The organism is Kitasatospora sp. NPDC015121, assembly GCF_055562955.1.
The window spans coordinates 12,183-33,967 of record NZ_JBVHEH010000018.1 but is presented as its reverse complement, the minus strand read 5'-3'; the positions used below and the strand labels follow the sequence as shown (position 1 = coordinate 33,967).

The window sequence follows — 21,785 nt, the reverse complement described above, 5'->3', positions numbered from 1 at the left end:
CCATGCACCACCTCCTCTCCCTCGCCGACCTGGACCAGGAGACCGTCCGCCACCTGGTCGACCGGGCGGTGTGCTTCGCCGACCCGCGGCAGCGGGGGCTTCCCCTCGCGGACCGCGTGGTCGGCGTCTACTTCCGCCGCACCTCGACCCGCACCCGCAGCGCCTTCCAGGCCGGGGCGCAGCGCCTCGGCGCGTCGACGGTCTTCTACGGGCCGGACGACCTGCAGGTGAACACCGGCGAGACCTGGAGCGACACCGCCCGGGTCATGTCCGGTTACCTCGACGCCCTCGTACTGCGCACCAACGACGGCATGGAGGAGCTGCGCGAGATCGCCGCCGCCTCGGACGTCCCGATCGTCAACGCGCTGACCCGCGACGAGCACCCCACCCAGGCGATCGGCGACCTGGCCACGCTGCGCGAGCACTTCGGGGAGCTGTCCGGCCGCAGGATCCTCTACGTCGGCGAGGGCAACAGCAGCGCCGCGGCACTCGCGATGGCAGTCGCCGCCCACCCGGGACTGGCACTCACCCTGGTCACCCCGGAGGGCTTCGGGTTCCCCCCGCACACCCTGGAGAAGCTGGAGAAGCTGGACGGGGCCGACCGGATAGAGGAGCGGCACGACGTCCGGTCCCTTCCCCGCGGCGTGGACGCGGTGTACGCCACCCGCTGGCAGACCATGGGCGTGCGGCACGACGGGAACGACTGGCTCGCGGCCTTCGACGGCTTCCGGGTGACCCGCACGATGCTGGACGAGGTCGCCCGCGCGTCCGGAGAAGGGCCGGTGTTCCTCCACGACCTGCCGGCGGTGCGCGGCCAGGACGTCGACGACGACGTGCTCGACGGGCCGGCGTCACTGGCCTGGCGCCAGGCCCACCACAAGATGACCTCGGCGATGGCCGTGCTGGAATGGTCGGTGCGCGGCATGGCGGGCCCCGGCGCGTAACGGCGGGCACCTTGCCGCAGGTCGCGGGAGAGGGCCGCGCCCGGTCGGGCGCGGCCCTCTCCTCGGTCTTCTCAGTGGGTCAGTTCGATGCCGATCAGGCTGATCGCCTCGTCCAGGACGGCGTCCACCTCGGCCGCGTCGGCGCCGTGGGCGATGACCGAGCCGAGGCGGTCGTACGCGTCACGCGCGCTGCGCACCGTCCGTCCGGGTGTGGCGCCCACGATCACCTGGGTCACCCCCGGAACAGCCTCGGCGTCCTCGACTCCGGTCACCCGGGCAACCGTTCCGGGTCCGGGTGGGAGCAGGAAGGCCACACCGGCGCAGCGGCCGCGCACGGGCGCCAATTCGACGGCCCGGCCGGTCGCCACGTCGAGCTGACCGCGCAGCAGGTCGCGGCCTTCGGCCAGCCGGACCAGTTCGGGGATCATGCCACCGGCGAGCCGCGGGTTGACCTCCACCAGTTCGGGGCCGCGGGCGGTGAGCCGGATCTCCAGGTGAGCGGGCCCGGCCGTGAGGCCGAGCACGCCGAGCACGGTGCCCGCGTAGTCGGCGAGCCGGGCGCGGTCGGCCTCGGGCAGCGGGGCCGGGTAGACGTGCCGGGTCTCGACGCAGTGTTCCCCCGGGGTGACCGATTTGCGGGTGACGCCGACGCAGTACGGCTCGCCGGCCAGGCCGAACATCTCGACGCTGAACTCGGGGCCGTCCAGGAACTCTTCCATGAGCGCGACCGGTTCGACCCGCTGGCCGCGGATGTTCGTACGGACCTCTAGGACGGTGCGGACGGCCTGTTCGGCCTGCTCGGCCGTGTCGCACAGCCTCACCAGTTCGGATCCGGAGCCACCGACCGGCTTCACCACGCAGGGAAGCCCGACGGAGGCCACCGCGGACGCCGCCTCCCCAACCGCGCGCACGGAGGCGAATCGCGGCTGCCGGAGACCGGCCTCCCGCAGCAGCTCGCGTGCTCGGGCCTTGTCACGACAGGTCCGCACCGCTTCGGGCGGATGGCCGGGCAACCCCAGCAGCGCCGCGAGTTCGGCCGCCGGAACCACGTAGAAGTCGCTGGTGGTGGTCACGCCCGCGATGGCACCGGGCAGGGCGCGAACCGCCTCTTCCAGCTGTGCGGGGGAATTGGTGTCACACCGGATGACGGTGCTCCCGGTGGCGTCCAGGCCCCGGTACCGGGTCGGGTCCGCGGTGAGCAGGACCGGCCGCGCACCGGCCGCGCGGGCGGAGGTGAGAGCGATCATGCCGGTGCCGGTCGTGTTCGATTCGACGAAGACGAGGGCCGGCGACTCGTACGCGGGCGCGTCGTCCGACGGGGCGATCATCGGTGTCATGCGGGTTCGGTTCCGTTCTGCGGGTCGCGGGGTCCGTCGTCGCCGAGCAACCGGGCGACGTGCCGGGCAGCACGCTCCGGCACCTCCCGGCGCTGGTTCCACTGCTCGGTCAGCGCCTTGAGCCGGACGGCCTGGCGGTCGAGCAGGGCTGTGGTCTCCGCAGGCGCGGCGGAGCCCGAGGTGGCACGGCGTGCCAGCTCCTCCTGGGGTCGCAGGACGGTGTCCAGCGTCTCGGCGGTGCGGTCGGCCCGGTACCCGTGGGACGCGGCGAGGGTGCGCAGCAGTTCCGGGTCGCCGTCGCTGCTCGGCCGGCCGTCGTCCTGGGCGGCCAGCACGTACTGGCCGGTGACGACCTGGGCCTCGCGCCAGGGCAGGCCGTCGGTCAGCGTGAGCTCGGTGGCGAGGGAGAACGCGCCCAGGTACTCCTGCTCGCAGCGCTCGCGTAGGCGGCCGACCCGGAAGACGAGGTTGTCGAACACCACGGTCGCCAGGCGCAGCATGGTCCGCAACCCTTCCATCTGTTGGACGAGTTGGGCCGAGCCCTCCTTGGACACCTCGACGGTGTTGCTGAACGGGGTGGCGCGCTGGGTGGTGGCGACGTCGACGTACCAGGAGAGGGCGTGGGTGCTCTTGCCGCGCAGCCTCTCCAGGATGGGGTAGTTCTTCTTCTGCGGCATGGCGGAGGAGATCGCGGCCAGTTCGTCGGGCAGTTCGACGAAGCCGTGCTCGCCGCCGGCCCAGGCCATCAGGTCGGTGAGGAAGCGGCTCATGCCGATGCCGAACGTCGCACACTCGGAGGCCAGTTCGAGGACCCAGCCGCGGGACGCCACCGAGGCGAGGGCGTGCGGGTCCGCTCCGCGGTACCCGAGCAGTCCGGCCAGCCGGTCACGGTCCCAGGGCAGCAGTTGGCCCGCCATCGCGCCGGCGCCCAGCGGGCAGGCGTCGCTGCGGTCGTAGCCGGCGAGCAGCCGGTCCGCGGTGTGGAGGAGGTGCTCGGTCAACGCACCGAGGTAGAAGGCGGGGCTGACCACCTGGGCGGCCTGGAGGTGGGTGTAGCCGGGCATCACGTCGTGGACGTGGCGGGAGGCGAGGCCGTGGACGGCGGTGGCGCAGCGCAGGAGCTCGACCGCGGTCTGCACCGTCTGCGCGCGGCCGAGCCGCAGTTGGGCGCAGGCCTGGAAGTCGTTGCGGCTGCGGTCGACCCGCCAGGTCGGCACCGGCTCGTCCAGCAGGCGGGCGACCGAGACCTCGATCGCGAAGGAGAGGTCGGACAGGTTAGCCGCCGGGTCCGCGACCAGCCCGGTGTCGGCGATGCGGTCGAGGGCCGAGGCGACCGCCCGGACCTGGGCGTCGGTGAGCACGCCGAGTCGCCGCGACTCCAGGAGCAGGGCCTTCTCGCCCTGCAGGTAGTGCGGGAGGAGGTGGCGGGAGTCGTAGGCGAACTGCGGGGCGAGGACCTCGTCGTGCAGCAGCGCGGCCGGGGGCCGCGAGATGCGACCGGTCAGCGTGCCGATGGCGTCGCTCTGGTCGGTGTTCACCGGGTTCCTTCCTCGGTTGTCGGGTGCGGGGCCGCGGGGTCCGGAACACCGCGCGCCGCGCGGGACGGGGCGGGTGGGAGCGTGCGGAGCAGTTCCTCGCAGAGGGTGGCGAGGTCCGCGGCGTTACCGGGGCCGATCATCGCCATGTGGTCGAGGCCACTGTGACGGACGGGGAGCGCCCCGTCGACGAGGCGCTCCCATGCCGCGATGTAGCGCTCGGCCGAGTCGTGCAGGACCCCGGACGGGTGGTCGGGGCTCGCGTCGCGGCCTTCCCGGGAGAGCACCAGGTGGGCGGAGCCCCGCAGTGCCGACGAGGGCCGGTAGTCGGCGACGGCCGTGTGCAGCAGGCGGCAGGCGCGCAGCGGCAGGACTCCAGCCAGCTCGGCCTCGTACGGGGGCCAGCCGACCTCGGCGAAGAAAGCGGTGACGTCGGCGAGCCGTCGGAGGTGCTCGGGGTCGCCGGGTGGCACCGCGCCCGCGTGCTCGACCAACTCCTCCGCCCGGCGGTAGAGCTCTGCCGTGGTGCGGTGGCCGGCGGTCGAGGTCGGGTCCTCCGGGAGAGTCGGCTCCAACAGGACCAGCGGGTCGACCTGGTGTCCGGCGGCGGCGAGTTGGCGTGCCATCTCGAAGGCGATCAGGCCGCCGAGCGACCAACCGAGCAGGGCGTAGGGGCCGGCGGGCTGTTCCTTTCGGAGCCGGTCGACGTAGCAGGCGGCGAGGTCCTCGATCGTGGAGAGCGCCTCCCCCGTCCCGTAGGCGCCGGGGAGTTCGAACGCCAGTACCGGACGGTCCGCGGGTACGGCACGGGCCAGGGCGGCGTACCACGCGGCGCTGCCCCCGCCCGGGTGGACGCAGAACAGCGGGCGTCCACCGCCCGGGGAGAGCCGCACCATCGGCCCGTCGTGCTCGTGGGGCGCCTCCTCCGCGACGCGGGCGTCGACCAGCCGGCCGAGCGCTGCGACGGTCTGGTGCTCGTAGTGGTCCCGGACGTCCAGCGGAACGCCCTGGTCGCGGAGGAGCGAGGTGACGTGCACAAGGCGCAACGAATCACCACCCAGCTCGAAGAAGTTGTCGTGGATGCCGACCGGTCCGGTACCGAGCACCTGGCGCCAGACGTCGGCGAGCAGAGTCTCGGTGGGGTTTCGCGGCGCTCGCCTCCGTTCGCCGGAGGTCAGTTGGGTGCGGGGCAGGACGGCGAGCCCGCGGCGGTCAGTCTTGCCCGAGGCGGTGGTGGGAATCCGTTCGACGCGGTAGTAGACGCCGGGGAGGAGGTAGGAGGGGAGGCTCTCAGCGAGGAACGCCCGCAGCTCGGCGGCGTTCGGGGCCGGGTCGGCCGTCTCCAGCCACGCGGCGAGCACGCCGTCGGTCCCGTCGGTGCCGGGCTGGACGGTGACCACGGCGGCCGTCACGGCGGGGTGGCGGCACAGCTGGGCTTCGATCTCGCCGGGCTCGACGCGGACTCCGCGCACCTTGAGCTGACCGTCGAGCCGTCCGAGCAGTTCCAGCGTGCCGTCCGGGCGGTAGCGGCCCCGGTCGCCGGTGCGGTAGAGGATGTCGTACGGATCATCGGTGAAGGGGTTGGCGAAGAAACGGGCGCGCTCCCCGGCCGGAGCGGCGAGGTAGCCGTGGCTGCGATCGGGCGTGCGCAGCACGACCTCGCCTGGCTCCCCCACCCCGCACGGCACACCGGCGGGGTTCAGCAGCAGCGCCTGGCAGCCGGGCAGCGGACGGCCCACCGGGATCGTGGCAGGGGCACGGCCGTCTGGCACCCGGTGGACGAGCTTGGCCAGGGTCGTCTCGGTGGGCCCGTACAGGTTGACGAGCTCGGCCTCGCCGAAGCGCTGGCGCACCTCGTCCACCAGTGCCCCGGTGAGCGGCTCGCCGGCGAAGAAGACCGTGCGCAGGTTCGGCAGCCTGCGGTCGGCGTACGGGCCGGCGAGCCACGACCTGGCCACCGAGGGCACGCTGTGCAGGCGGGTGGTGCCCCGGGCCCGCATCCACGCGAACAGCGGCTCGGGCGCGGCGGCGTGCACGCCGGCCGGTGGGATGTCCAGAGTGGCTCCGCTGACCAGCGGCAGGAGGACATCGCGGTACAGCACGTCGAAGGAGAGCGCGGTGAGCTGCGCGACCCGGTCTCCGGGGCCGACCTCGAAGGTGTCGCGCTGCCAGGCGAGGAAGCGGGCCAGCCCTCGGGCGGAGCCGGCCACGCCCTTGGGGACACCGGTCGAGCCGGAGGTGAAGGCCAGGTAGCCGACGGTGTCCCCGGGGCGGACTGGGAGCTGGACCCCCGCCGGTGCGTGGTCACCGGCCCGGTCCGTGTTCAGAGCGGGGTCCGGCCCGATGTCCAGACCGGTGTGGGACGGGCCGACTGGTCGGCCGTCGCCGCCGAGCACCAGTCGGGCACCGGCCTCCTGGAGCAGCAGCCGGGTGCGCTGCACGGGCAGCGCGGGGTCGACCACCAGGAGCGTGCGCCCGGCCGCCAGGACGCCGAGCATGCCGGCCGCCAGGCCGGGCGAGGACGGCAGCCGCAGGGCGACGACGTCCCGGGGCCCGGTCAGTCGGCCGACCATGGCGGCGACGTCCCGGACGTGCTCGTCGAGGCAGCCGTAGGTGCAGGTGGCACCGTCGTGGGTGACCGCGGGCAGGTCCCGGTGGCGGGCCGCCACCGCACGGAACTGTTCCGCGACCGGGGGCGCTTCGCGCGGGACCAGCGCGGCGTCGGGCTGCGGCAGGACGGCATCGCTGTCGGGGGTGCGCAGCGAGTAGCCCTCGACGCAGGCGTCCGGGTCCGCGGTGGCACGGGTCAGCAGACGACTGAACTGCCGGGTCATCTCGGTGACCTGCCGCGGCCCGAGGACATCGGTGCGGAACACCCATTCCAGGCGGATCGTGTCCGTCTCGCGGGAGCCGTAGACGGTCAGGGGGAACTTGGGGTCGCTCGTCTCCACGTCGTCCGCGACCATCCTGGCGAGGCCCAGGCGGGAAGCGGCCGGCGGGGTGTTGTCGAAGTTGAACAGCACGTCGACGAGCGGTGTGCGGTCCAGCGAGCGCGGCGGGTTGAGGGCCTCGACCAGTTGCTCGAACGGCACCTCGCACGCGGCGAGCGCCTCGGTCACAGCCGCGTCGGTGCGGTCGAGCAGGGCACGGAAGGACGGCCGTCCGGACAGGTCGGCGCGCACCACGAGGGTGTTGAGGAACATCCCGATCACCCGGTCGAGTTCGGGGCGCGACCGACCCGCGAAAGGAACGCCGACCAGGAGGTCGCGCTGCCCGGCCAGTCGGCCGAGCAGCAGGGTGACGGCGCCGAGGAGCACCGTGAAGATCGAGGTGTTCTGCGCGTCGGCGAGCCTTCGGAGTTCCCGGGTCAGGTCGGCCGGCAGGACCAGCGACACGCGTCCTCCGACCGACGCCCCCGGATCAGGCCGCTCGTCGGAGGGCGGGAGGCCCAGCGCTGGCGCGCCAGTGAGAACGCCGACCCGCTCGGCGGTCTGCTCACGTGTCGTCGGGCCGTCCAACAGCCCCGGCAGCTCTGCGGCGTGGGCGGCGTAGCCCGTGCGCAGGTGGGGTGGCGCGGTGTCCAGGCCCAGCAGCCCGCGGTACTCCGCGTCGAGATCGGCGAGCAGCACTCCGACCGACCAGCCGTCGAAGACGATGTGGTGGGCGGTCAGGACGAGGGTGTGCTCCGTCTCAGCAGTGCGCAGCAGCAGGCCGCGGACCAGGGGCGCGCGGGTGAGGTCGAAAGGCCGACCGGCCTCTTCGGCGATTAGCCGCCGACGGCTCGCTCCGGCCTCCTCAGGAGCGAGGCCGCGCAGATCGTGAACGCACCACGGAACGGCCGCGGCGTCCGCGATCCGCTGGACGGGGCGTCCTGCGGTCTGGCCGAATTCCGCGCGGAGGGCCTCCTGCCGCGCCACGACCCGTTCCAGGGCGCGGCGGAGCAGTTCGGCGTCCACGGGGCCGTCGAGGCGCCGGACGACGGGTAGCAGGTAGTCGGTGCGGTCCGGCCGCAGACGGGTCAGGAACCAGATGCTCCGCTGGGCCGGGGACAACGGGAGTTCGTCCCCGTGGGCTGCGGTCCCCTCCTCGGCGCGGCCCACCGGCGTGGCGGTCCCGCCGAGAGCGGCGGCGAGGTCCGCGACCGTGCGGGCCTTGACCACCGAGCGGATCGGCACCGGGACGCCGAGCGCTTCCCGGAGCCGTCCGGCCGCCCGCACGCTGACCAGCGAGTCCGCGCCCGCGGCGCGCAGGTCCTGGTGGACGCCGATCCGGTCTGCCCCGAGCAGTTCGGCGTAGACCGCCGCGATGACACGCTCCAGCTCCAGCGGGCCGGGCTCGGGCTCCTCGGCCGGCTCGGGCCGCGGCTCCGACTGCTGCTCCGACCGGGTCACGGCTGCCGGTATGGCTGTTGACACGGCCGCCGACGGGAACCGCTCCAGCGGGCGGTCGGGATCTTCGGCCAGTTCCGCGAGCAGCGCGACGTACTCCTCGGCGAACGCGGTGATCGTGCTCTCGTCGAACAACTCGGTGCCGTAGTCGAGGTAGCCGCGCAGCCCACCGTCCTCCGTGACGACGGACAGCGCCAGGTCGTAGACGGCCCTGGTGGTCCGGTAGCGGCGTTCGGTGACCTCCGCGCCCGTCAGGGCCAACGTGTGTCTCGGTGCGGTGTGCAGGCCGAACAGCGACTGGAAGAACGGCGTCCCGTGACCGGTGCGCGTCGAGCCGCCGACCGCGTCCAGCACCTGCTCGAAGGGCACCGCCCGGTGCGCGAAACCGTCGAGTGCGGTCCGCTTGACCTCGTTCAGGAGAGCGGGGAAGGTGGCCGCCGCCGAGACGTCCGACCGCAGCACCACGACGTCGACGAAGTACCCGATCAGATCCTCGTGCGCCGGGTCGTCGCGGTGCGCGGCGGCGGTCCCGGTGGCGATGTCGGCGGAGCCGGTGCGCCGGGAGAGGAGCAAGTGGTAGGCGGCCAGCAGGACCATGAACAGGGTGGCGTCGTGAGCGCGGGCGAGTGCCTCCAGCCGGCCGGTGAGGTCCGGGGGGAACCCGAAGGAGTGCTCCGCCCCCGCGCGGGTGGCCTCGGCCGGCCGGGGGCGGTCGGCGGGGACGTCCTGGCGCCTCAGGCCGTCGAGCCGACGCGACCAGAACGCGATCCCCTCTCGAACGGCCGGGGTGTCGTCCCGCAGCCGTTGTGCGGCGGCGACGTCCGCGTACTGGAGCACGGGGGCCGGCAGCGGATCGGGGTCACCACGGGTGAAGGCACCGTACAGGAGGCCCAGTTCGCGTTCGAGGACGGTGGCCGACCAGCCGTCGAAGGCGATGTGGTGCACGACGACGGTCAGCATCCGCCGCTGCTCGGCGATCCGGTACAGCCGGGCCCGTAGGACCGGCCCGGCGGCCAGGTCGAAGGGTTGCACCGCGTCGTCGTCGGCCAGGAGCGCGGCCTGCGCCTCGGCCGTGGCGGTCGGCAGGCCGCTCAGGTCGACGGTCCCCCAGGCCGGCGGCCCCGGAGGCTCCACGACCTGGCAGGGCTCGCCGTCGTCCCGGTACCGGGTACGCAGGATGTCGTGCCGGTCGGTGACCGCCTCCAGTGCGCGACGCAGAGCCGCGTCGTCCACCGGGCCGTCCAGCCACCAGGCCAGCGGCACGTTGTAGTCGGGTGACGGACCGCTGACCTGGTCCGCCAGCCACAGGCGCCGCTGCCCGTGCGACAGCGGCGCCCGGACGAGCCGCACGGCCCCGGACGGTTCCGTGCGGGTGCCGCGGGAGCCGCGGGCGAGCCGCCGGCGCAGGAGTTCGCGACGTCCTTCCGGGGACCCTGCGTTCGCGATGTCGCTCATTCGCCCACCCCGCCCGCCCTGGTTCGCCCGGCGAGTGCCTCGTGCCTGGCGCGCCTCCCGCTGGAGGGCCAGCTCCGTCCGCCCATGTCCTCTTCCTCTCCGGGGGTTCCCGTGGGTGCAGGTCGTCCGTGCAGGTCAATGCCCGGGGGCGACCGCGCCGTCGGACCGGCCCGGCACCAGGTGGAACACCTCGCTGTAGGCGATGTCGAGCGGGGTGCGTCCGGTCAGGTGCCAGGCGGACTCCTCGAAGAGGTCGCACCACTCCGAGAGCGTGGGGATGTACTGGCCCATCAGGGCGTGGGTCAACTCGAAGCCGAGCGTGAAGATCGGCGTCTCGGCGTCGCTCCGCCGGGGGGAGGCGTACGTGTCGCTGAGCAGGAAGTCCTTGGCGTTGGGGAAGGCCTGGCGAATGCCGTCCAGCGTGCGCAGGCAGGCGTCGCGCGGCCAGAAGTCGTGGCCGAGGAAGAACGACGACAGGGCGTCGACCTCGACGTACTCCGGACGGTCGGCGAGCCGCTGGATGTCGTCCTGGACGATGGTGACACGGTCCGTGAGGCCCGCGTCCGCCACCGCCTCGCGGGCCACTGTGATGGCTCCGCTGTCGCGCTCGACGCCGAGGAAGCGCCGGTCCGGGTAGGCGGTGGCGAGCCGGATGATGCGGTTGGCGCTACCGCAGCCCAGGTCCGCCAGGAAGGTGAAGTCGACCCCGGAAAGCAGCCGGTCGACGATCGGGTCGACGAACTGCCCGCCGTAGTCCTTGCCGGCGCGGGCGATCGCCCCGCCGTCCCGGTGCCAGGATCCGGCGACGGCACGGGTGGCCTCGGAGGTGAGGCCGGCCGTCCGGCTGAGCATCTCGCCGTAGCCGCCGACCAGCCACAGGAAGTAGCCCTTGTTGGCCCACACCTCGTCGAAGGCAGGGCCGCTGGCCACCACCAGCGGCCCCGTCTCCAGCACCCGCAGGATCCCGGCGTCCGCCAGGGTGGTCGCGACCGCGTCCAGAGCCGGGGCGAACAGGCCCCCGTCCGCGGCGAACCGGTCGAGGTCGAGCTTGTCCTGCCGGGCCACCCGGTCGAGCAGACCGAGGTCGAAGCCCGCACTCACCGCAGCCGTGGTCACGTATCCGTTGAAGAGCGACGTCGCAGACATCTCCCTGCCTTTCATCGGTCGAATGCGTCGCCTGGGCGGCGACGGTGGAAAGTCAGTCGGCTGCCGGGCCGTGGCCGTCGATCGCGGCCACGGCCCGGCCGACCGCGACAAGGGCGCGGCGCATCTGGGCGGGGGTGCCGATCGAGATCCGCAGGTGCCCGGGCAGACCCATGTCCGCCGTGTTCCGGACGAGACAGCCGAGGGTTCTCAGGTGAGCGGCGACCCGGAGGGCCCGCGCTCCGATCCGGACGAGAACGAAGTTGCCGTGCGAGGCCGGGGCTTCGAGGTCCAGGGCGAGCAGCTCCGTCCGGAACCACTCGCGCGTCTCCACGACAGCGGCGACGCCCGCGCGCAGGTGGCCCTGGTCGGCGAGGGCCGTGAGCGCGGCGTGTTGGGCCAACCGGTTCACGCCGTACGGCAGCGCACCGCGCACCCGCTCCACCGCCGCGGTGATGGCCGGGTCGGCGATCGCGTACCCGATCCGCAGCCCGGCGAGCCCGTACGCCTTGGAGAAAGTGCGGAGCACGACGACGCCCGTCCCCCCGGCCGCCGCGGGCAGCGCGGAGGCGAAACCCGGTCCGGCGTACTCCGCGTACGCCTCGTCGACGACCAGCACACCACCGCCTTCGGACGCGGCCTCCCCGAGCAGGGCCAGGTCGGCGTGGCCCAACAAGCCGCCGGTCGGATTGTGCGGATTGCAGACGAAGGCGAGCGGGGCTCCCCGGCGCAGCCGCTCGGCGACTTCGCCGACCGGTTGCCGGTAGCCATCGAGCGGGCACGCGGTGAAGGGGCGACCGGCCGCGCGCAGGCTCTCCGTGTAGCTCAGGAAGGTGCTCCCGGTGACGACCGCGGGGCGGCCCTCCTCGGCCAGCGCGAGCACAAGCAGGAGGATGACCTCGTCGATGCCGTTGCCGAGGGCGATCCGCTCGGACGGGACCTGGTGGTGCCGGCCGAGCGCCGCGAGCAGATCGGCCCCGGGCCGGTCGGGGTAGTGGTGCACGTTCTCTAACTGATCGGCCAATGCCGCCAGTACGCGGGGACTGGCCCCGTATGGGTTCTCCCCGGCGTGCAACCGCAGTTCCGCGTTCCCCTCGTCGTCGAACCGGCGCGGCGCCGAGCGCGCCGGTGCGCCGCGGGGCACGGCGACGGACTTCTCCTGAACGGGCCTGACCATGGGCGCACCTTGGATTCCGGGACGGGAACGGAATCTCATGATGTGCGCGCAGCGGCCCGACCGGAGTCGTCGGAAACGAAGGAGGCGGACATCCGACATCTTGGCAGCAGCTGATTGACCCGACCCGCGACGACGACCAAAGGTGCGGTGAGAGGGCGTCGAAGGGCGAACGGTGGCTGTGGGTCCCGCACCGGCTCGCGTCCTGGATGGAGGACTGATGACCAATGTGACACGTCCGCGACTCCGAACCGCCGCCGTCGACGAGACGGTGGGGCGGGGCACCGCCAACGGGACGTTCGGCGAACTCCTGCAGGGCCGACTGCCACCGGGCGGCCGGGATTTCCTCGTCACCCTGCCGATCGACCGCTGGGCCACCGCCGAATTCCGGTGGGCCCCCGACCAGCCGTTGACCGTCGAACCGTTCGGCAAACTGAAGTCCCGCCAGCTCGTCGAACGCATCCTCAGGCGTCACGGGATCCCGGGTGGCGGTCTGCTCACGCTCCACAACGACCTGCCGGAAGGCAAGGGTCTGGCGAGCTCCTCCGCGGACCTGGTGGCGACCGCCCGGGCGATCGGCCACGCCTTCGGCATCCCCATGCCGGCGGCGACCATCGAGGCGCTGATCCGGCCGATCGAGCCGACCGACGGCGTGATGTACGACGGCGCGACGGCCTTCTACCACCGGGAGGTGCGACTGTGCGCACGGCTCGGGCACCTGCCGCCACTGGCCGTGGTGGGCGTCGACGAGGGCGGCGTGACCGATACGATCCGCTTCAACCAACACCCCAAACCGTTCGGCCCGCAGGACATGCGCGAGTACGGGCGTCTGCTGACGGCGCTGTCCGCCGCCGTCCGGTCCGGTGACACGGCAGCCATCGGCAGGGTGGCCACCCGCAGTTCGGTGATGAACCAGCGCCTGCACGAGAAGCGGCTGCTCCCCCGCCTGATGGAAATATGCACGGCCCACGGCGGTCTGGGCGTCGCCGTGGCCCACAGCGGCACCACGCTCGGCGTCCTCCTCCACACCGAGGACCCCCGGCACGCGGAGCGCCTGGACGCGGTCATGGCGGCCTGCCGGGCCCTGGCAGGGGACGTCACCCTCGACCACACGCTGGGCTTCGCCCCGCCGACGGCCCTCCTGTCCTAGTCCGCTCGATCTTCCCGTCCTTTGGAGGAACGGCCTTGTCCTACAGCGATGTCGTAGACGCCATCGGCCACACGCCTCTGGTCCGGCTGCGGCCGGGCGGTCACAGCGGCGCGGCGGTCTTCGCCAAACTGGAAATGCAGAACCTGTTCGGGATGAAGGACCGGGTGGCGCGCCAGATCATCCTGGACGCCCGGCGGTCCGGTCGGCTCGCCGAGGGCGCGCCCATCATCGAGAGCTCCTCGGGCACCATGGCCCTAGGCGTGGCACTCGTGGGCTCCGCCCTCGGCCACGAGGTGCACATCGTGACCGATCCGCGGATCGACCCGATCACCCTGGCCAAACTCCGTACCCTCGGGGCTGTCGTGCACGTCGTCGAGCGACGCGGCGAAGGCGGTTGGCAGCGGGCCCGGCTGGACCTGCTGGAGACGCTCATGAACCGCCTGCCCGGGGCCTTCTGGCCCCGGCAGTACAGCAATCCGCAGAACCCCGCCGCCTACCGGGCGCTGGCCGCCGAACTCCTCGACGACCTCGGGCACATCGACGTCATCGTGGGATCGGTCGGCAGCGGGGGGTCACTGTGCGGCACCGCCCGCGCCCTGCGCCGCACGGTACCCGGATTGCGGGTCGTGGCGGTGGACTGCGTCGGCAGCATGCTCTTCGGCCAGCCCGACGTCCCCGCGCGGCTGCAGAGCGGGCTCGGCAACAGCCTCATGCCCGCCAACCTGGACCACACGCTGGTCGACGAGATCCACTGGCTCAACGACCGCGAAGCCTTCGAAGCGGCCCGCCGACTGGCCCGCGAACAGCAGCTGTTCGGGGGCAACACCTCCGGCTCCGTGTACCGGGTGCTGCGCCACCTCGGCGAGACGGCGGCCCCGGGCGCCCGCATCGTCGGCCTCCTCCCCGACCGCGGGGACCGGTACCACGACACCGTCTACGACGACGACTACTGGCAGGCCCACGGTCTCGACCGGCTCCCGTTCCGCGAGTGGCCGCAGAACGTCGCCCCCGGAACGGTGGTGGACTCGTGGTCCCGCTGCACGCTCCGCGCCGCAACCGCGGTGAAGACCGCAGCCGCCACCACGACCGCCGCCGCAGCTCAGGAAGGGTGCTGATGACCCCCGAAATCACCACGTCGTTCGAAGCCATCAAGGTACGGTACGGCACCTCGTCGCTCGAACGCGTGGAAGCCATGTTGGAGCGGCGCGAAGGCGACCGCGCCCCTCTTCAGCGAGACGCGAAGTGGATTTTGCCCGGCATCTCCAGGAATCCCTGGCACGACCCGTACGAGCACCCGGAAATCGCCGGCATCGTCCGGGCGTTCGAGAGTGCCCATGTGGCGATTAAGGATGAGCTAACCGACGCATGGACGCAGCGCGGCGAAGTCTTCTCTCCGTACCAGCACTACCTGATGCAGAAGCACGACTGGAAAGCCCTCTACCTCTACCGCGACGCCGCGCTCGTGCCCGAGGCCGAGGCAGTGGCCCCGACCGCCTACCGAATCCTGGACGAGCGCGCCGTCCGCACGGACCTGATCTGCCCCCTCCTGGAGAGCCACTTCTCAACCCTGTTGCCGGGCGCCGAGATCGCTCCTCACTGTGATCTGTGGAACTTCAGCATCAACCTGCACGTGGCCATCGACATCCCTGACGGCTGCGCAATCGATGTGGCGGGCGAGACCCGCACTTGGGAGGAGGGGCGCTGCCTGCTCTTCGACTACTCATTCCGGCATTCCGCCTGGAATCACGGCGCTCGGCCACGCACCTGCCTGCTCGTCGACCTCTGGCACCCCGAAACAACGGCCCCGGAGCGCGAAGCACTGACGACACTCATCACAGAAATTCGGACCCTGCTCGGCCAGCAGTGACAGTATGCCTCTCACCCCCGACGAGGAAGGCACGGCCGCAACCCCACCGCAGCCGCACGAGGAGGGGGATCCGACTCGTAGGGTCTCGCCCCGCGGTGGCGGCGGCCGGCTACGAGTGCCCGGCCATCGCGGCCAAGACCGATTCCCACCTGCTCGCCCCCGACCGGAACTCACCGGTGGCCCGTACGTCCAGAACGCCGAGCTGCACACTCACGGTGTCGGCACCCCGGACCTCGGGCTCGGCTCCCACCGACCGCGTTCTTCGCGGCCCGCCCACCGATGCCGCGCCCACCCGGACCCAGGCATGGGCCAAGGCCGGGTGGTTAACGGATTTCTGTTGGCTGCAAGGCCGTTGATGTCCAGGCCGTCGCTGCGTGGAGGCCGGGGCCGATCTTGTGGATGAGGCCGCTGTCGGCCCATCGGGAGAGCTACCGATACGTGGCGTGCAGGGTGACGTCGCCGAAGTGGGCGGCGATCTCCGCGGGTCTTTACAGCCGGGTCGGGTCGTCCTCGGGGAGGGAGAGGATGCGGTGTCGTCGGCGCTGGGCAGGGACGGTGTGCCGGTCGTCGCGGGAGGCTTTGGGTAGAAGCAGCTGTTCGAGGTCGGTTTCGAGGACGGTGACGGCAGGGTGGGTGATGGCGCGGCTGCGATCAGGGCGACCGTCGTTACGTCGCTCGCTGTACCGGGACATCGGGGACTTGACCTTGCGGGCGCTCGTCCGGTGACGGCGGGGCGCGAGGAGGTGGGTCGGCACCCGTCGGCCGATCAGTCCGAGGGTGCCGGGATCAGCGGGGAGGATGCCAACGGCCTGGACGACTTGGTCGCGGGCGGTCTGGACGGCCACGGTGAAGCAGCACCGGTCGGGGGCGCGCTCGGGACAGACCCGGCGGCCTCGACCATCACGGTCCGCAGGGCCCGGTAGAGCGTGAGCAGGGCCCACATCTCCTGTTCGGGGCCGACCCGGTCGCCTGGGCGAAGGTTGCGTCGGCCAGGATCATGTGGCGAAGCGCGTAGTACGTGCTCTCGTGTTCCCAGCACTCGTGGTAGAGGCTGATGAGTGGCGGGGTGGCGGCGCGCGTCGGTGAGAATGGTGACCAGCCGGTAAGAGCGGGTGAAGGCGGTGCCGTCGGCGCAGGTCACCGTGATCTCGGCGTCGAAGCCCTCGTCCCACAGTTCGTTGGGTTCTGGTTCTGTGTCTGATCCTTGTGCGGGGTAGGGGGCGGTTGCAGGTGGCACAGGTGCCGGTCCAGCCCTTGAGTAGGCCCAGGGCCTGGTAGGGGGTCAGGCCGGCATCGGTGCTTGTGGGTCGAGCCGCCTGAGGGTGAGGAATGCCCGGGCGGCGGTGACGAGGGTGACGTGGTGGTGCCGGCCGCGCCGGGTGCGTCCCTCGAAGTGATCCAGTCCCAGGCCATGCTTGAGTTTCCGGGGGTCGTGCTCGATGCGCCGGCGCGCGGCAACGGCTACCTCGCTGAGCACTTCAGCGAGGAGTGCGTCGACGTCGAAGAACAACCGCAGAACCCGGCCGAAGTCCTGGAGTAACGTCTGGGCATCGGCCAGCTGTGCCTCTCAAGCCGAAGAACTGGCACGAGGACACCTTCTTCGGCCTCGTCGAGGTCTTCCACGATCTTGTGTCCCGGCCGCGGGATCGCACCTTCCACTCCTGGAACGGATGCGGATGGCACCACCGCGAGTTCCATGTCGGCCCGGCCAGAGTGCTCTACCGATGGCGGCTGAACCGCCTGCTCGCGAGTGCCGGCTTCAGTACCGCCTCGCCGACGAGGGCGAGAACCAGGACCGCCTCGGCGCGGTCACCGACGCCGCCCGCGCCGACCTCGTCCACCGTGCCCTCGCCGTCGCCGACCCCGACATCAAGCAGCGCACCACGCACGCCATCGCCCTCTACCGCGACCGCAGCACGTCCACCGAGGAGAAGCGCTCCCCGGTGATCGTGCTCGCAGGCGTCCTGGAGGAACGGCGCGACCTCATCCGCAGAGAACTCGGAAAGCCAGACGACGGGGCCCTGTTCGTGATTGCCAACAAGTTCGAGATCCGCCACCGTGACGCCTCCCAGCAGGAGGACTACGACCCGGCGTTCCTCGACTGGGTCTTCTGGTGGTACTCCGCCACCGTCGAACTCACGACGACCCTCCTGAGCCGCCAACAGACGGAGGACTCCCGCACCTGCCCCGGAGCGGCGCTGGAGCATCAAAATGGGGAGCCCCCGCCCGGGATCGCGTGGGGGCTCCGGGTGTGGCTGGTGGGAGAGGTCAGGTCACCGGCGGCTCCGGCGTTGCCGCGCGGTGGTGAGGAGGACGCCGGTCGCGAGGGTGAGGGCGGCCATGCCCGCCCACCGGACGAGGGCGTCGGTGCCGGTGCCGGTGCCGGTGTCGGGCAGCGGGGCTGGGGGCCGGGATGGGAACCGTCTTGTCGTAGGTGGAGCACGCGGGGTCGGTGGAGCCGGGGCGGAGTTGGAGGCGTCCGGCCCGGTGACGGTGTTGGCGAGTTCCCGGTCACCGTGTCGGGGTTGTCGACGGTGATGGAGTAGGTGGGGGCGGCGGTCTGGCCCGCGGTCAGGTCACCGGTCCAGGGGAGGGTGGGCGCCTTGTGGGAGACGGTGCCGGAGGTGGCGTCGTCCAGGTCGTCGCCGATCGCGGCGTGATCGCCGAACCCCTCGGCCACTTCACCGCCCCCGACCCCGACTTCGCCGTTGTCACCCCCTGACCCACCGCCGCGATGGGGCGCCCCGCCGACCGGGGCGCCGCGTCGGGCTTCCCCGGGGCACGCCCTCTCAGAAAGTGTCGGGTAATTGATCGACTGCGTGGTGTGATCGCTGGCGGTGGTCGTCGCGGTCTGGGTGTCCGCGATGATCGCCGCCATGTGTGTCTGCGCGTGCAAGCCGTCCTACGAGTCGTCTCTGACGGATGCTCAGTGGGCGGTGATCGAGCCGCTGCTACCGCGGCGCGATCCGCGCAGAGCGGGTCGGCCGTTGAAGTTCCCGCGTCGGCTGGTCGTGGACACGGTGCTGTACGTGCTGGTCAGCGGATGCGCGTGGCGGTTGGTGCCGCCCGATCTGGTGCCGTGGGACGCGGCCTACCGCTGGTTTCGCGCTTGGAGTGCGGACGGGATCTGGGGCCGGGTCCACGACGTGCTGTGCGAGATGGTGCGCGCGGCGGACGGGCGGGATTCGCAGCCCTCGGCGGCGGTGCTGGACTCACAGTCGGCCCGCAGTCACCAGGGCGGGCAGGGGATCGGCTACGACGCGGGCAAGCGGTTCCGGGGTCGCGAGCGGCACCTGCTGGTGGACACCTGCGGGCTCGTTTTGCGGGCGGTGGTGCACTCGGCCTCGGTGCAGGACCGGGCGGGCGCGAAACTGGTCCTCACCGGTGTCCGGGAGCTTTTTCCGCGGGTCGGGCTGGTCTGGGTGGACGGCGGCTACGTGAAGGTGGTCGACGCCGGCCTGGTCGGCTGGGCGGCCGGGCACGAGGGGCTGGAGATCGTGGCGGTGCCGCGCAACGCGGATGTGAAAGGCTTCGGGTGCTGCCCCGCAGGTGGGTGGTGGAGCGGGCATTTGCCTGGCTGGGACGGTGCAGACGGTTGGCGAGGGACTACGAGCGCAAGACCGCGCACGCCGAAGCGATGGTCAAGGTCGCCATGATCCGGCTCATGGCCGCCCGCCTCGCCGGCGAGGAGATCGAACCACGCGGTCCCATCGAGACCGAAGCGGCCCGCCGCCTCGCCGACGACCTCAACGATCAGTAGCCAACTAATTACCCCACACTTTCTAAGGCTGCCACGGCGACGGGCCGGGGACGGGCAGGTCTGGTGGTCATGGTCTCTTAGCGGTCCTTCCTGACCGGAGCGCAGGAGTCAGCTGCGCCGGGTCGACTTGGGCAGTGCTCCTCGAAAGTCGCAGCCAGGGCACTCGTCCTCGCCCTGGATATGGCCCTCGTACCAGCCCTGGACGACTGCGTGCAGGATCGCCTCCTCGACGCTTGCCTCGCCAGAGCGTACGGACTCGACGGCGTTGCGGACGATGACGTGCAGCACGGCGGAGTCCGGCGGCGGGAACGGCGGTGAGGGCTTCGGGGAAGCGCTCATGAGGGGGAGCGTAGGGCGTGAAGGGTCAGGCGGTGGGCGGTCCGGCGGTGGGCCGGGCGGCTAGGTCGCTGCGGTAGCCCTGGCCTCGCGGCTTCCAGCTGGTGAAGGTCTAGGGCTTCCAGCGCGGGCGGTCGGGGATGTTCTCGTCATCGGGGGCCGGCAGGGCGCCGCGGCTCTTGCGGCTGCGGGTGGCTTCGACGCTGATGCCCAGGTGCGCGGCGACCTCGGCGCATCCCCAGAGTTGCTGGTCGTCGGCGATGGTGTTCCTCCTCGGTGGTCCGCTCACGAGGGTACGCGGGGCGGAAGGGGCGGACGTGCGTCGAGGCCGCCCTTGCCGGTGGGCAGGGGCGGCCTCGTGTCGTGCGCGAGTGCGGGCACCGGTTACGGGTCGAGTCAGTCGCACGGCTGGGCGTCGATGGGGTGGCCCTGGCACTGGTGGGGGAGGCCGACCCAGTCGTCCCAGGGGGCCGGGAAGCACTCGACGCCACCGGCGGTCAAGGTGGTGTCCAGGTGCTCCCAGAGCTGGCGGACGGGGTGGGGCGGGGCGAGGGTGTTCACAGCGTCGGCGAGGGCGGCGTGCGTGGCGTCGGTGCTCATCTCGTCGAGGTCGAGGTCGAGGTCTAGATCGAGGTGCGGGCCGGGTTCGGTGAGGCCGAGGGCGTAGTTGAGGGCCGTGGTGGCGAGGGCCAAGGCGCCCCACAGGCCGGTGACCTCGGCGAGGGTGGGACGGACGAGGGTGGGCCAGTCGTCTGAGGCAGCCGGCCAGGAGGCGAGGTGCACCTCGTTGGTGGCCAGGCCGAGGCGGGCGGTGACGTCCCAGCCCGAGCCGGTGGCGGGCTCCCAGCGCAGGCTGATGCTGCCGAAGGGGAGGCGGGGGGCGTCGGCGGGCAGCCACAGGACGCCGATCGGGCGTCCGGGGCCGGCGGGCGTGCTGCGGACGAGCACACCGCGGACTCCGGCGGGCATCGGGCGGACGGCGAGGCGGTCGAGCGGCTGGACGGTGGAGCGTTCCGGGGTGGTGATGCGGTTCTCCTTGTTCGAACTGGGGGTGGGGCGGGACGGTCAGGCCCAGGCGAGGTGTTCGCCGACGGCGGGCGGCAGGTAGCAGTCCTGGCCGTCCTCGCCGATGTAGGCGGTGCCGTCGTGGACGACGATGTCGGTGCTGACGTAGTGGGCGTACGGCCAGTCGGGGTTGACGGCGAGGCGGACCCGCAGGTGCGGGTCGAGGCCCTAGAGCGCGGCGACGAGCTGTGCGACGGTCAGGTGGTGGGACACGGGAACCTCCGGTTAGGAGCGAGGGGGAGAAGAGACGGTCATCGGGTTCAGCGCATGTTGAAGGGGGAGTACGTCGCGCACCAGCGGGCCCGGCGTGGGGCCGGGTGAACAGGCGCAGGCGCGGCAGGACGAGGACCAACTCGTCGGCGGGCCAGGAGTCGCAGGTGCCCCAGGGCCAGCCGGTGGTGAGAACGACGGTGCCGTTGGGTCCGCGGACCTCGGGGAGTTCGCACACCCCGCAGCCGCAGCCCAGTTTGAAAGCGGTGGGCTCGGCCGGGTAGGGGCCGGAGGCGAGGTAGCCGGTGCGGGGCATCCGGTCCTGGCCATGGGGGTCGAGGGCGGAGACGATCAGGTCGCCGGGGCGAACCTCGTCGGCCCGGCGACGCGCAGCAGCGGGTTGGCCAGGACGCGGCGGCTGGCGCGGTGCTCACTGGAAGGGGAGACGATGACCGGGCGAAGTCGACGTTGTGGAAGTGGTGGGCGTGCGCGACCCTCTCCTGGCGGTCGGTGGGCCCCGGGGCGAACGGCCCGGGGCGAAGGGGGCGCGGGTTCAGTCAGCCAGCCGGTAGGAGCACACCGGCAAGGACTCGCCCTCGTACTCGCGTACGACGATGCCGTCGGCGGCCAGTCGGGCAAGCGACTTGGCGACCACGGGGTCGGGCAGGTTCAGCGCGTTGCCGATCTGGCGCAGGCGGGCGCCGTCGGGCTGCTTGGCGAGGTGGGCGACGGCCTTCCGGTCACGGCGCAGGCCCTGCTCGTGGACGTCGTCGGCGGCGAGCAGCAAGCCGCTGGAGGCGACGCAGATGCTGATGCGAGGACCGTGCGGTCGTGGGTGGTGAAGGCGGTGAACAGACCGGTGGCGAGGATGCCCGGGTCGGGGATGCGGTTCGGGTCGATGGAGATCTTCACGCGGGTCTTCTCGACGGGCCGGTCCGGGTCCTGGCTGACGATGACGGTGAGGGGGCACCCGGGATTCGGTGAGTGGGGCTCAGGAGGTGAGAACGAAGCCGGTGTCGGCACGGCGGGCGGCGACCCAGCGGGCGAGCGTGTCGGCGAGGGCGGTGCAGTCGTCCGCGAAGGAGAGGGTGCCGTCGCCGAGGTAGATCTCGGTCATGTCGTCCTCGTCGGCGTCGTAGGGCGAGGATGGTGCGGCGTAGAAGCAGGCGAGCCAGGCGCCGTGGTGAGAGGCGTCGTGGGCGATCTGTCCGTCGTCGGCGACCAGGACCTCTCCGTCGGGGAGCACGAGGGACAGAGCGAAGCAGCCGCCGCCGGTGTGGACGGGGACGAAGGGAAGGCCGCGCTCGCGTAGTGCCTGGTAAGCGCCGCGCCCGGCGATCGGGGCCTCGCCATCGGGCAGGGGGTCGGTGAGGGCGGAATCGATGGTGCGGACGAAGGGCAAAGGGGCTTCTCCTTTTGGT

17 protein-coding genes and 3 pseudogenes are annotated in these 21,785 nt (G+C 72.1%); 8 read left to right on the top strand and 12 right to left on the bottom strand.

From position 1 onward, the window contains the following. Positions 1–2: 2 nt before the first annotated feature. A complete protein-coding gene (locus ACZ3J7_RS26205) occupies positions 3–944 on the top strand; it encodes an ornithine carbamoyltransferase (protein WP_465625312.1) in 942 nt (313 codons plus the stop codon). Between the two features lie 71 nt (positions 945–1,015). On the opposite strand, the gene ACZ3J7_RS26200 is transcribed toward ACZ3J7_RS26205, so the two are convergent. The 5 genes from ACZ3J7_RS26200 to ACZ3J7_RS26180 all read right to left on the bottom strand — a co-directional run bounded on the left by ACZ3J7_RS26200 (position 1,016) and on the right by ACZ3J7_RS26180 (position 11,979). Next, positions 1,016–2,281, bottom strand: a complete 1,266-nt coding sequence (locus ACZ3J7_RS26200; protein WP_465625310.1) for an ATP-grasp domain-containing protein — start codon at positions 2,279–2,281, stop codon at positions 1,016–1,018. Then, the gene (locus tag ACZ3J7_RS26195) at positions 2,278–3,819 is read right to left on the bottom strand and encodes a lyase family protein (protein WP_465625308.1); all 1,542 of its coding nucleotides are present in this window, start codon (positions 3,817–3,819) and stop codon (positions 2,278–2,280) included. Before ACZ3J7_RS26195 ends, ACZ3J7_RS26200 begins: the two co-directional genes overlap by 4 nt. After that, entirely contained in the window at positions 3,816–9,659 is a 5,844-nt protein-coding gene (locus tag ACZ3J7_RS26190; RefSeq protein WP_465625306.1) for an amino acid adenylation domain-containing protein, read from the bottom strand. The genes ACZ3J7_RS26195 and ACZ3J7_RS26190 overlap by 4 nt, the downstream gene beginning before the upstream one ends. Before the next feature lie 135 nt (positions 9,660–9,794). After that, a complete protein-coding gene (locus ACZ3J7_RS26185) occupies positions 9,795–10,805 on the bottom strand; it encodes a methyltransferase domain-containing protein (RefSeq protein WP_465625305.1) in 1,011 nt (336 codons plus the stop codon). 52 nt (positions 10,806–10,857) lie between these two features. Then, the gene (locus tag ACZ3J7_RS26180; RefSeq protein WP_465625303.1) at positions 10,858–11,979 is read right to left on the bottom strand and encodes a pyridoxal phosphate-dependent aminotransferase; all 1,122 of its coding nucleotides are present in this window, start codon (positions 11,977–11,979) and stop codon (positions 10,858–10,860) included. Positions 11,980–12,196: 217 nt separating this feature from the next. Here ACZ3J7_RS26180 and ACZ3J7_RS26175 point away from each other — a divergent pair, with 217 nt between their 5' ends. The 3 genes from ACZ3J7_RS26175 to ACZ3J7_RS26165 are packed head-to-tail and all read left to right on the top strand — an operon-like array spanning position 12,197 to position 14,993. Then, entirely contained in the window at positions 12,197–13,126 is a 930-nt protein-coding gene (locus ACZ3J7_RS26175) for a GHMP family kinase ATP-binding protein (protein ID WP_465625301.1), read from the top strand. A 35-nt stretch (positions 13,127–13,161) separates the two neighbouring features. After that, entirely contained in the window at positions 13,162–14,241 is a 1,080-nt protein-coding gene (locus ACZ3J7_RS26170; RefSeq protein WP_465625299.1) for a PLP-dependent cysteine synthase family protein, read from the top strand. Next, positions 14,241–14,993, top strand: coding sequence for an aspartyl/asparaginyl beta-hydroxylase domain-containing protein (locus tag ACZ3J7_RS26165; protein ID WP_465625298.1), 753 nt, complete (start codon positions 14,241–14,243; stop codon positions 14,991–14,993). Before ACZ3J7_RS26170 ends, ACZ3J7_RS26165 begins: the two co-directional genes overlap by 1 nt. Before the next feature lie 488 nt (positions 14,994–15,481). Here ACZ3J7_RS26165 and ACZ3J7_RS26160 read toward each other — a convergent pair whose 3' ends face one another. Both ACZ3J7_RS26160 and ACZ3J7_RS26155 read right to left on the bottom strand, forming a co-directional pair. Further along, positions 15,482–15,838, bottom strand: a complete 357-nt coding sequence (locus tag ACZ3J7_RS26160) for a hypothetical protein (protein ID WP_465625296.1) — start codon at positions 15,836–15,838, stop codon at positions 15,482–15,484. A 437-nt stretch (positions 15,839–16,275) separates the two neighbouring features. Continuing rightward, a pseudogene (locus ACZ3J7_RS26155) lies at positions 16,276–16,443 on the bottom strand (IS701 family transposase); the annotation flags it as partial. Positions 16,444–16,717: 274 nt separating this feature from the next. On the opposite strand from ACZ3J7_RS26155, the gene ACZ3J7_RS26150 reads away from it, so the two are divergent. From ACZ3J7_RS26150 to ACZ3J7_RS26135, 4 genes and pseudogenes are all read left to right on the top strand, one after another. Beyond that, positions 16,718–17,539: a hypothetical protein gene (locus ACZ3J7_RS26150; protein ID WP_465625295.1), complete on the top strand. Its 822-nt coding sequence runs from the start codon at positions 16,718–16,720 to the stop codon at positions 17,537–17,539. 318 nt (positions 17,540–17,857) lie between these two features. Further along, positions 17,858–18,457: pseudogene (locus tag ACZ3J7_RS26145) on the top strand (IS5 family transposase); the annotation flags it as partial. A gap of 71 nt (positions 18,458–18,528) precedes the next feature. Further along, positions 18,529–18,597, top strand: a pseudogene (locus ACZ3J7_RS26140) (hypothetical protein); the annotation flags it as partial. Positions 18,598–18,630: 33 nt separating this feature from the next. Beyond that, positions 18,631–18,753 carry a hypothetical protein gene (locus tag ACZ3J7_RS26135; RefSeq protein WP_465625508.1) on the top strand — a complete coding sequence of 41 codons (123 nt, stop codon included), beginning with the start codon at positions 18,631–18,633 and terminating at the stop codon, positions 18,751–18,753. A gap of 108 nt (positions 18,754–18,861) precedes the next feature. Here ACZ3J7_RS26135 and ACZ3J7_RS26130 read toward each other — a convergent pair whose 3' ends face one another. The 5 genes from ACZ3J7_RS26130 to ACZ3J7_RS26110 form a co-directional block, all read right to left on the bottom strand. Further along, positions 18,862–19,092, bottom strand: a complete 231-nt coding sequence (locus ACZ3J7_RS26130) for a hypothetical protein (RefSeq protein ID WP_465625293.1) — start codon at positions 19,090–19,092, stop codon at positions 18,862–18,864. Between the two features lie 109 nt (positions 19,093–19,201). Then, entirely contained in the window at positions 19,202–19,378 is a 177-nt protein-coding gene (locus tag ACZ3J7_RS26125) for a hypothetical protein (protein ID WP_465625291.1), read from the bottom strand. A gap of 107 nt (positions 19,379–19,485) precedes the next feature. Then, positions 19,486–20,037 (bottom strand): hypothetical protein, encoded by a 552-nt coding sequence (locus ACZ3J7_RS26120; RefSeq protein ID WP_465625289.1) that lies wholly within the window; start codon positions 20,035–20,037, stop codon positions 19,486–19,488. An 880-nt stretch (positions 20,038–20,917) separates the two neighbouring features. Then, a complete protein-coding gene (locus ACZ3J7_RS26115) occupies positions 20,918–21,151 on the bottom strand; it encodes a hypothetical protein (protein WP_465625287.1) in 234 nt (77 codons plus the stop codon). Positions 21,152–21,355: 204 nt separating this feature from the next. Then, positions 21,356–21,766, bottom strand: a complete 411-nt coding sequence (locus ACZ3J7_RS26110; RefSeq protein ID WP_465625285.1) for a hypothetical protein — start codon at positions 21,764–21,766, stop codon at positions 21,356–21,358. Positions 21,767–21,785 lie beyond the last annotated feature (19 nt).

Coding starts and splice junctions, on each gene's coding strand:
- ACZ3J7_RS26190 (WP_465625306.1), bottom strand. CDS start 9,659: ATGAGCGACATCGCGAACGCAGGGTCCCCGGAAGGACGTCGCGAACTC.
- ACZ3J7_RS26135 (WP_465625508.1), top strand. CDS start 18,631: ATGGTCAAGGTCGCCATGATCCGGCTCATGGCCGCCCGCCTCGCCGGC.
- ACZ3J7_RS26130 (WP_465625293.1), bottom strand. CDS start 19,092: ATGAGCGCTTCCCCGAAGCCCTCACCGCCGTTCCCGCCGCCGGACTCC.
- ACZ3J7_RS26205 (WP_465625312.1), top strand. CDS start 3: ATGCACCACCTCCTCTCCCTCGCCGACCTGGACCAGGAGACCGTCCGC.
- ACZ3J7_RS26180 (WP_465625303.1), bottom strand. CDS start 11,979: ATGGTCAGGCCCGTTCAGGAGAAGTCCGTCGCCGTGCCCCGCGGCGCA.
- ACZ3J7_RS26165 (WP_465625298.1), top strand. CDS start 14,241: ATGACCCCCGAAATCACCACGTCGTTCGAAGCCATCAAGGTACGGTAC.
- ACZ3J7_RS26175 (WP_465625301.1), top strand. CDS start 12,197: ATGACCAATGTGACACGTCCGCGACTCCGAACCGCCGCCGTCGACGAG.
- ACZ3J7_RS26185 (WP_465625305.1), bottom strand. CDS start 10,805: ATGTCTGCGACGTCGCTCTTCAACGGATACGTGACCACGGCTGCGGTG.
- ACZ3J7_RS26200 (WP_465625310.1), bottom strand. CDS start 2,281: ATGACACCGATGATCGCCCCGTCGGACGACGCGCCCGCGTACGAGTCG.
- ACZ3J7_RS26150 (WP_465625295.1), top strand. CDS start 16,718: ATGGCGGCTGAACCGCCTGCTCGCGAGTGCCGGCTTCAGTACCGCCTC.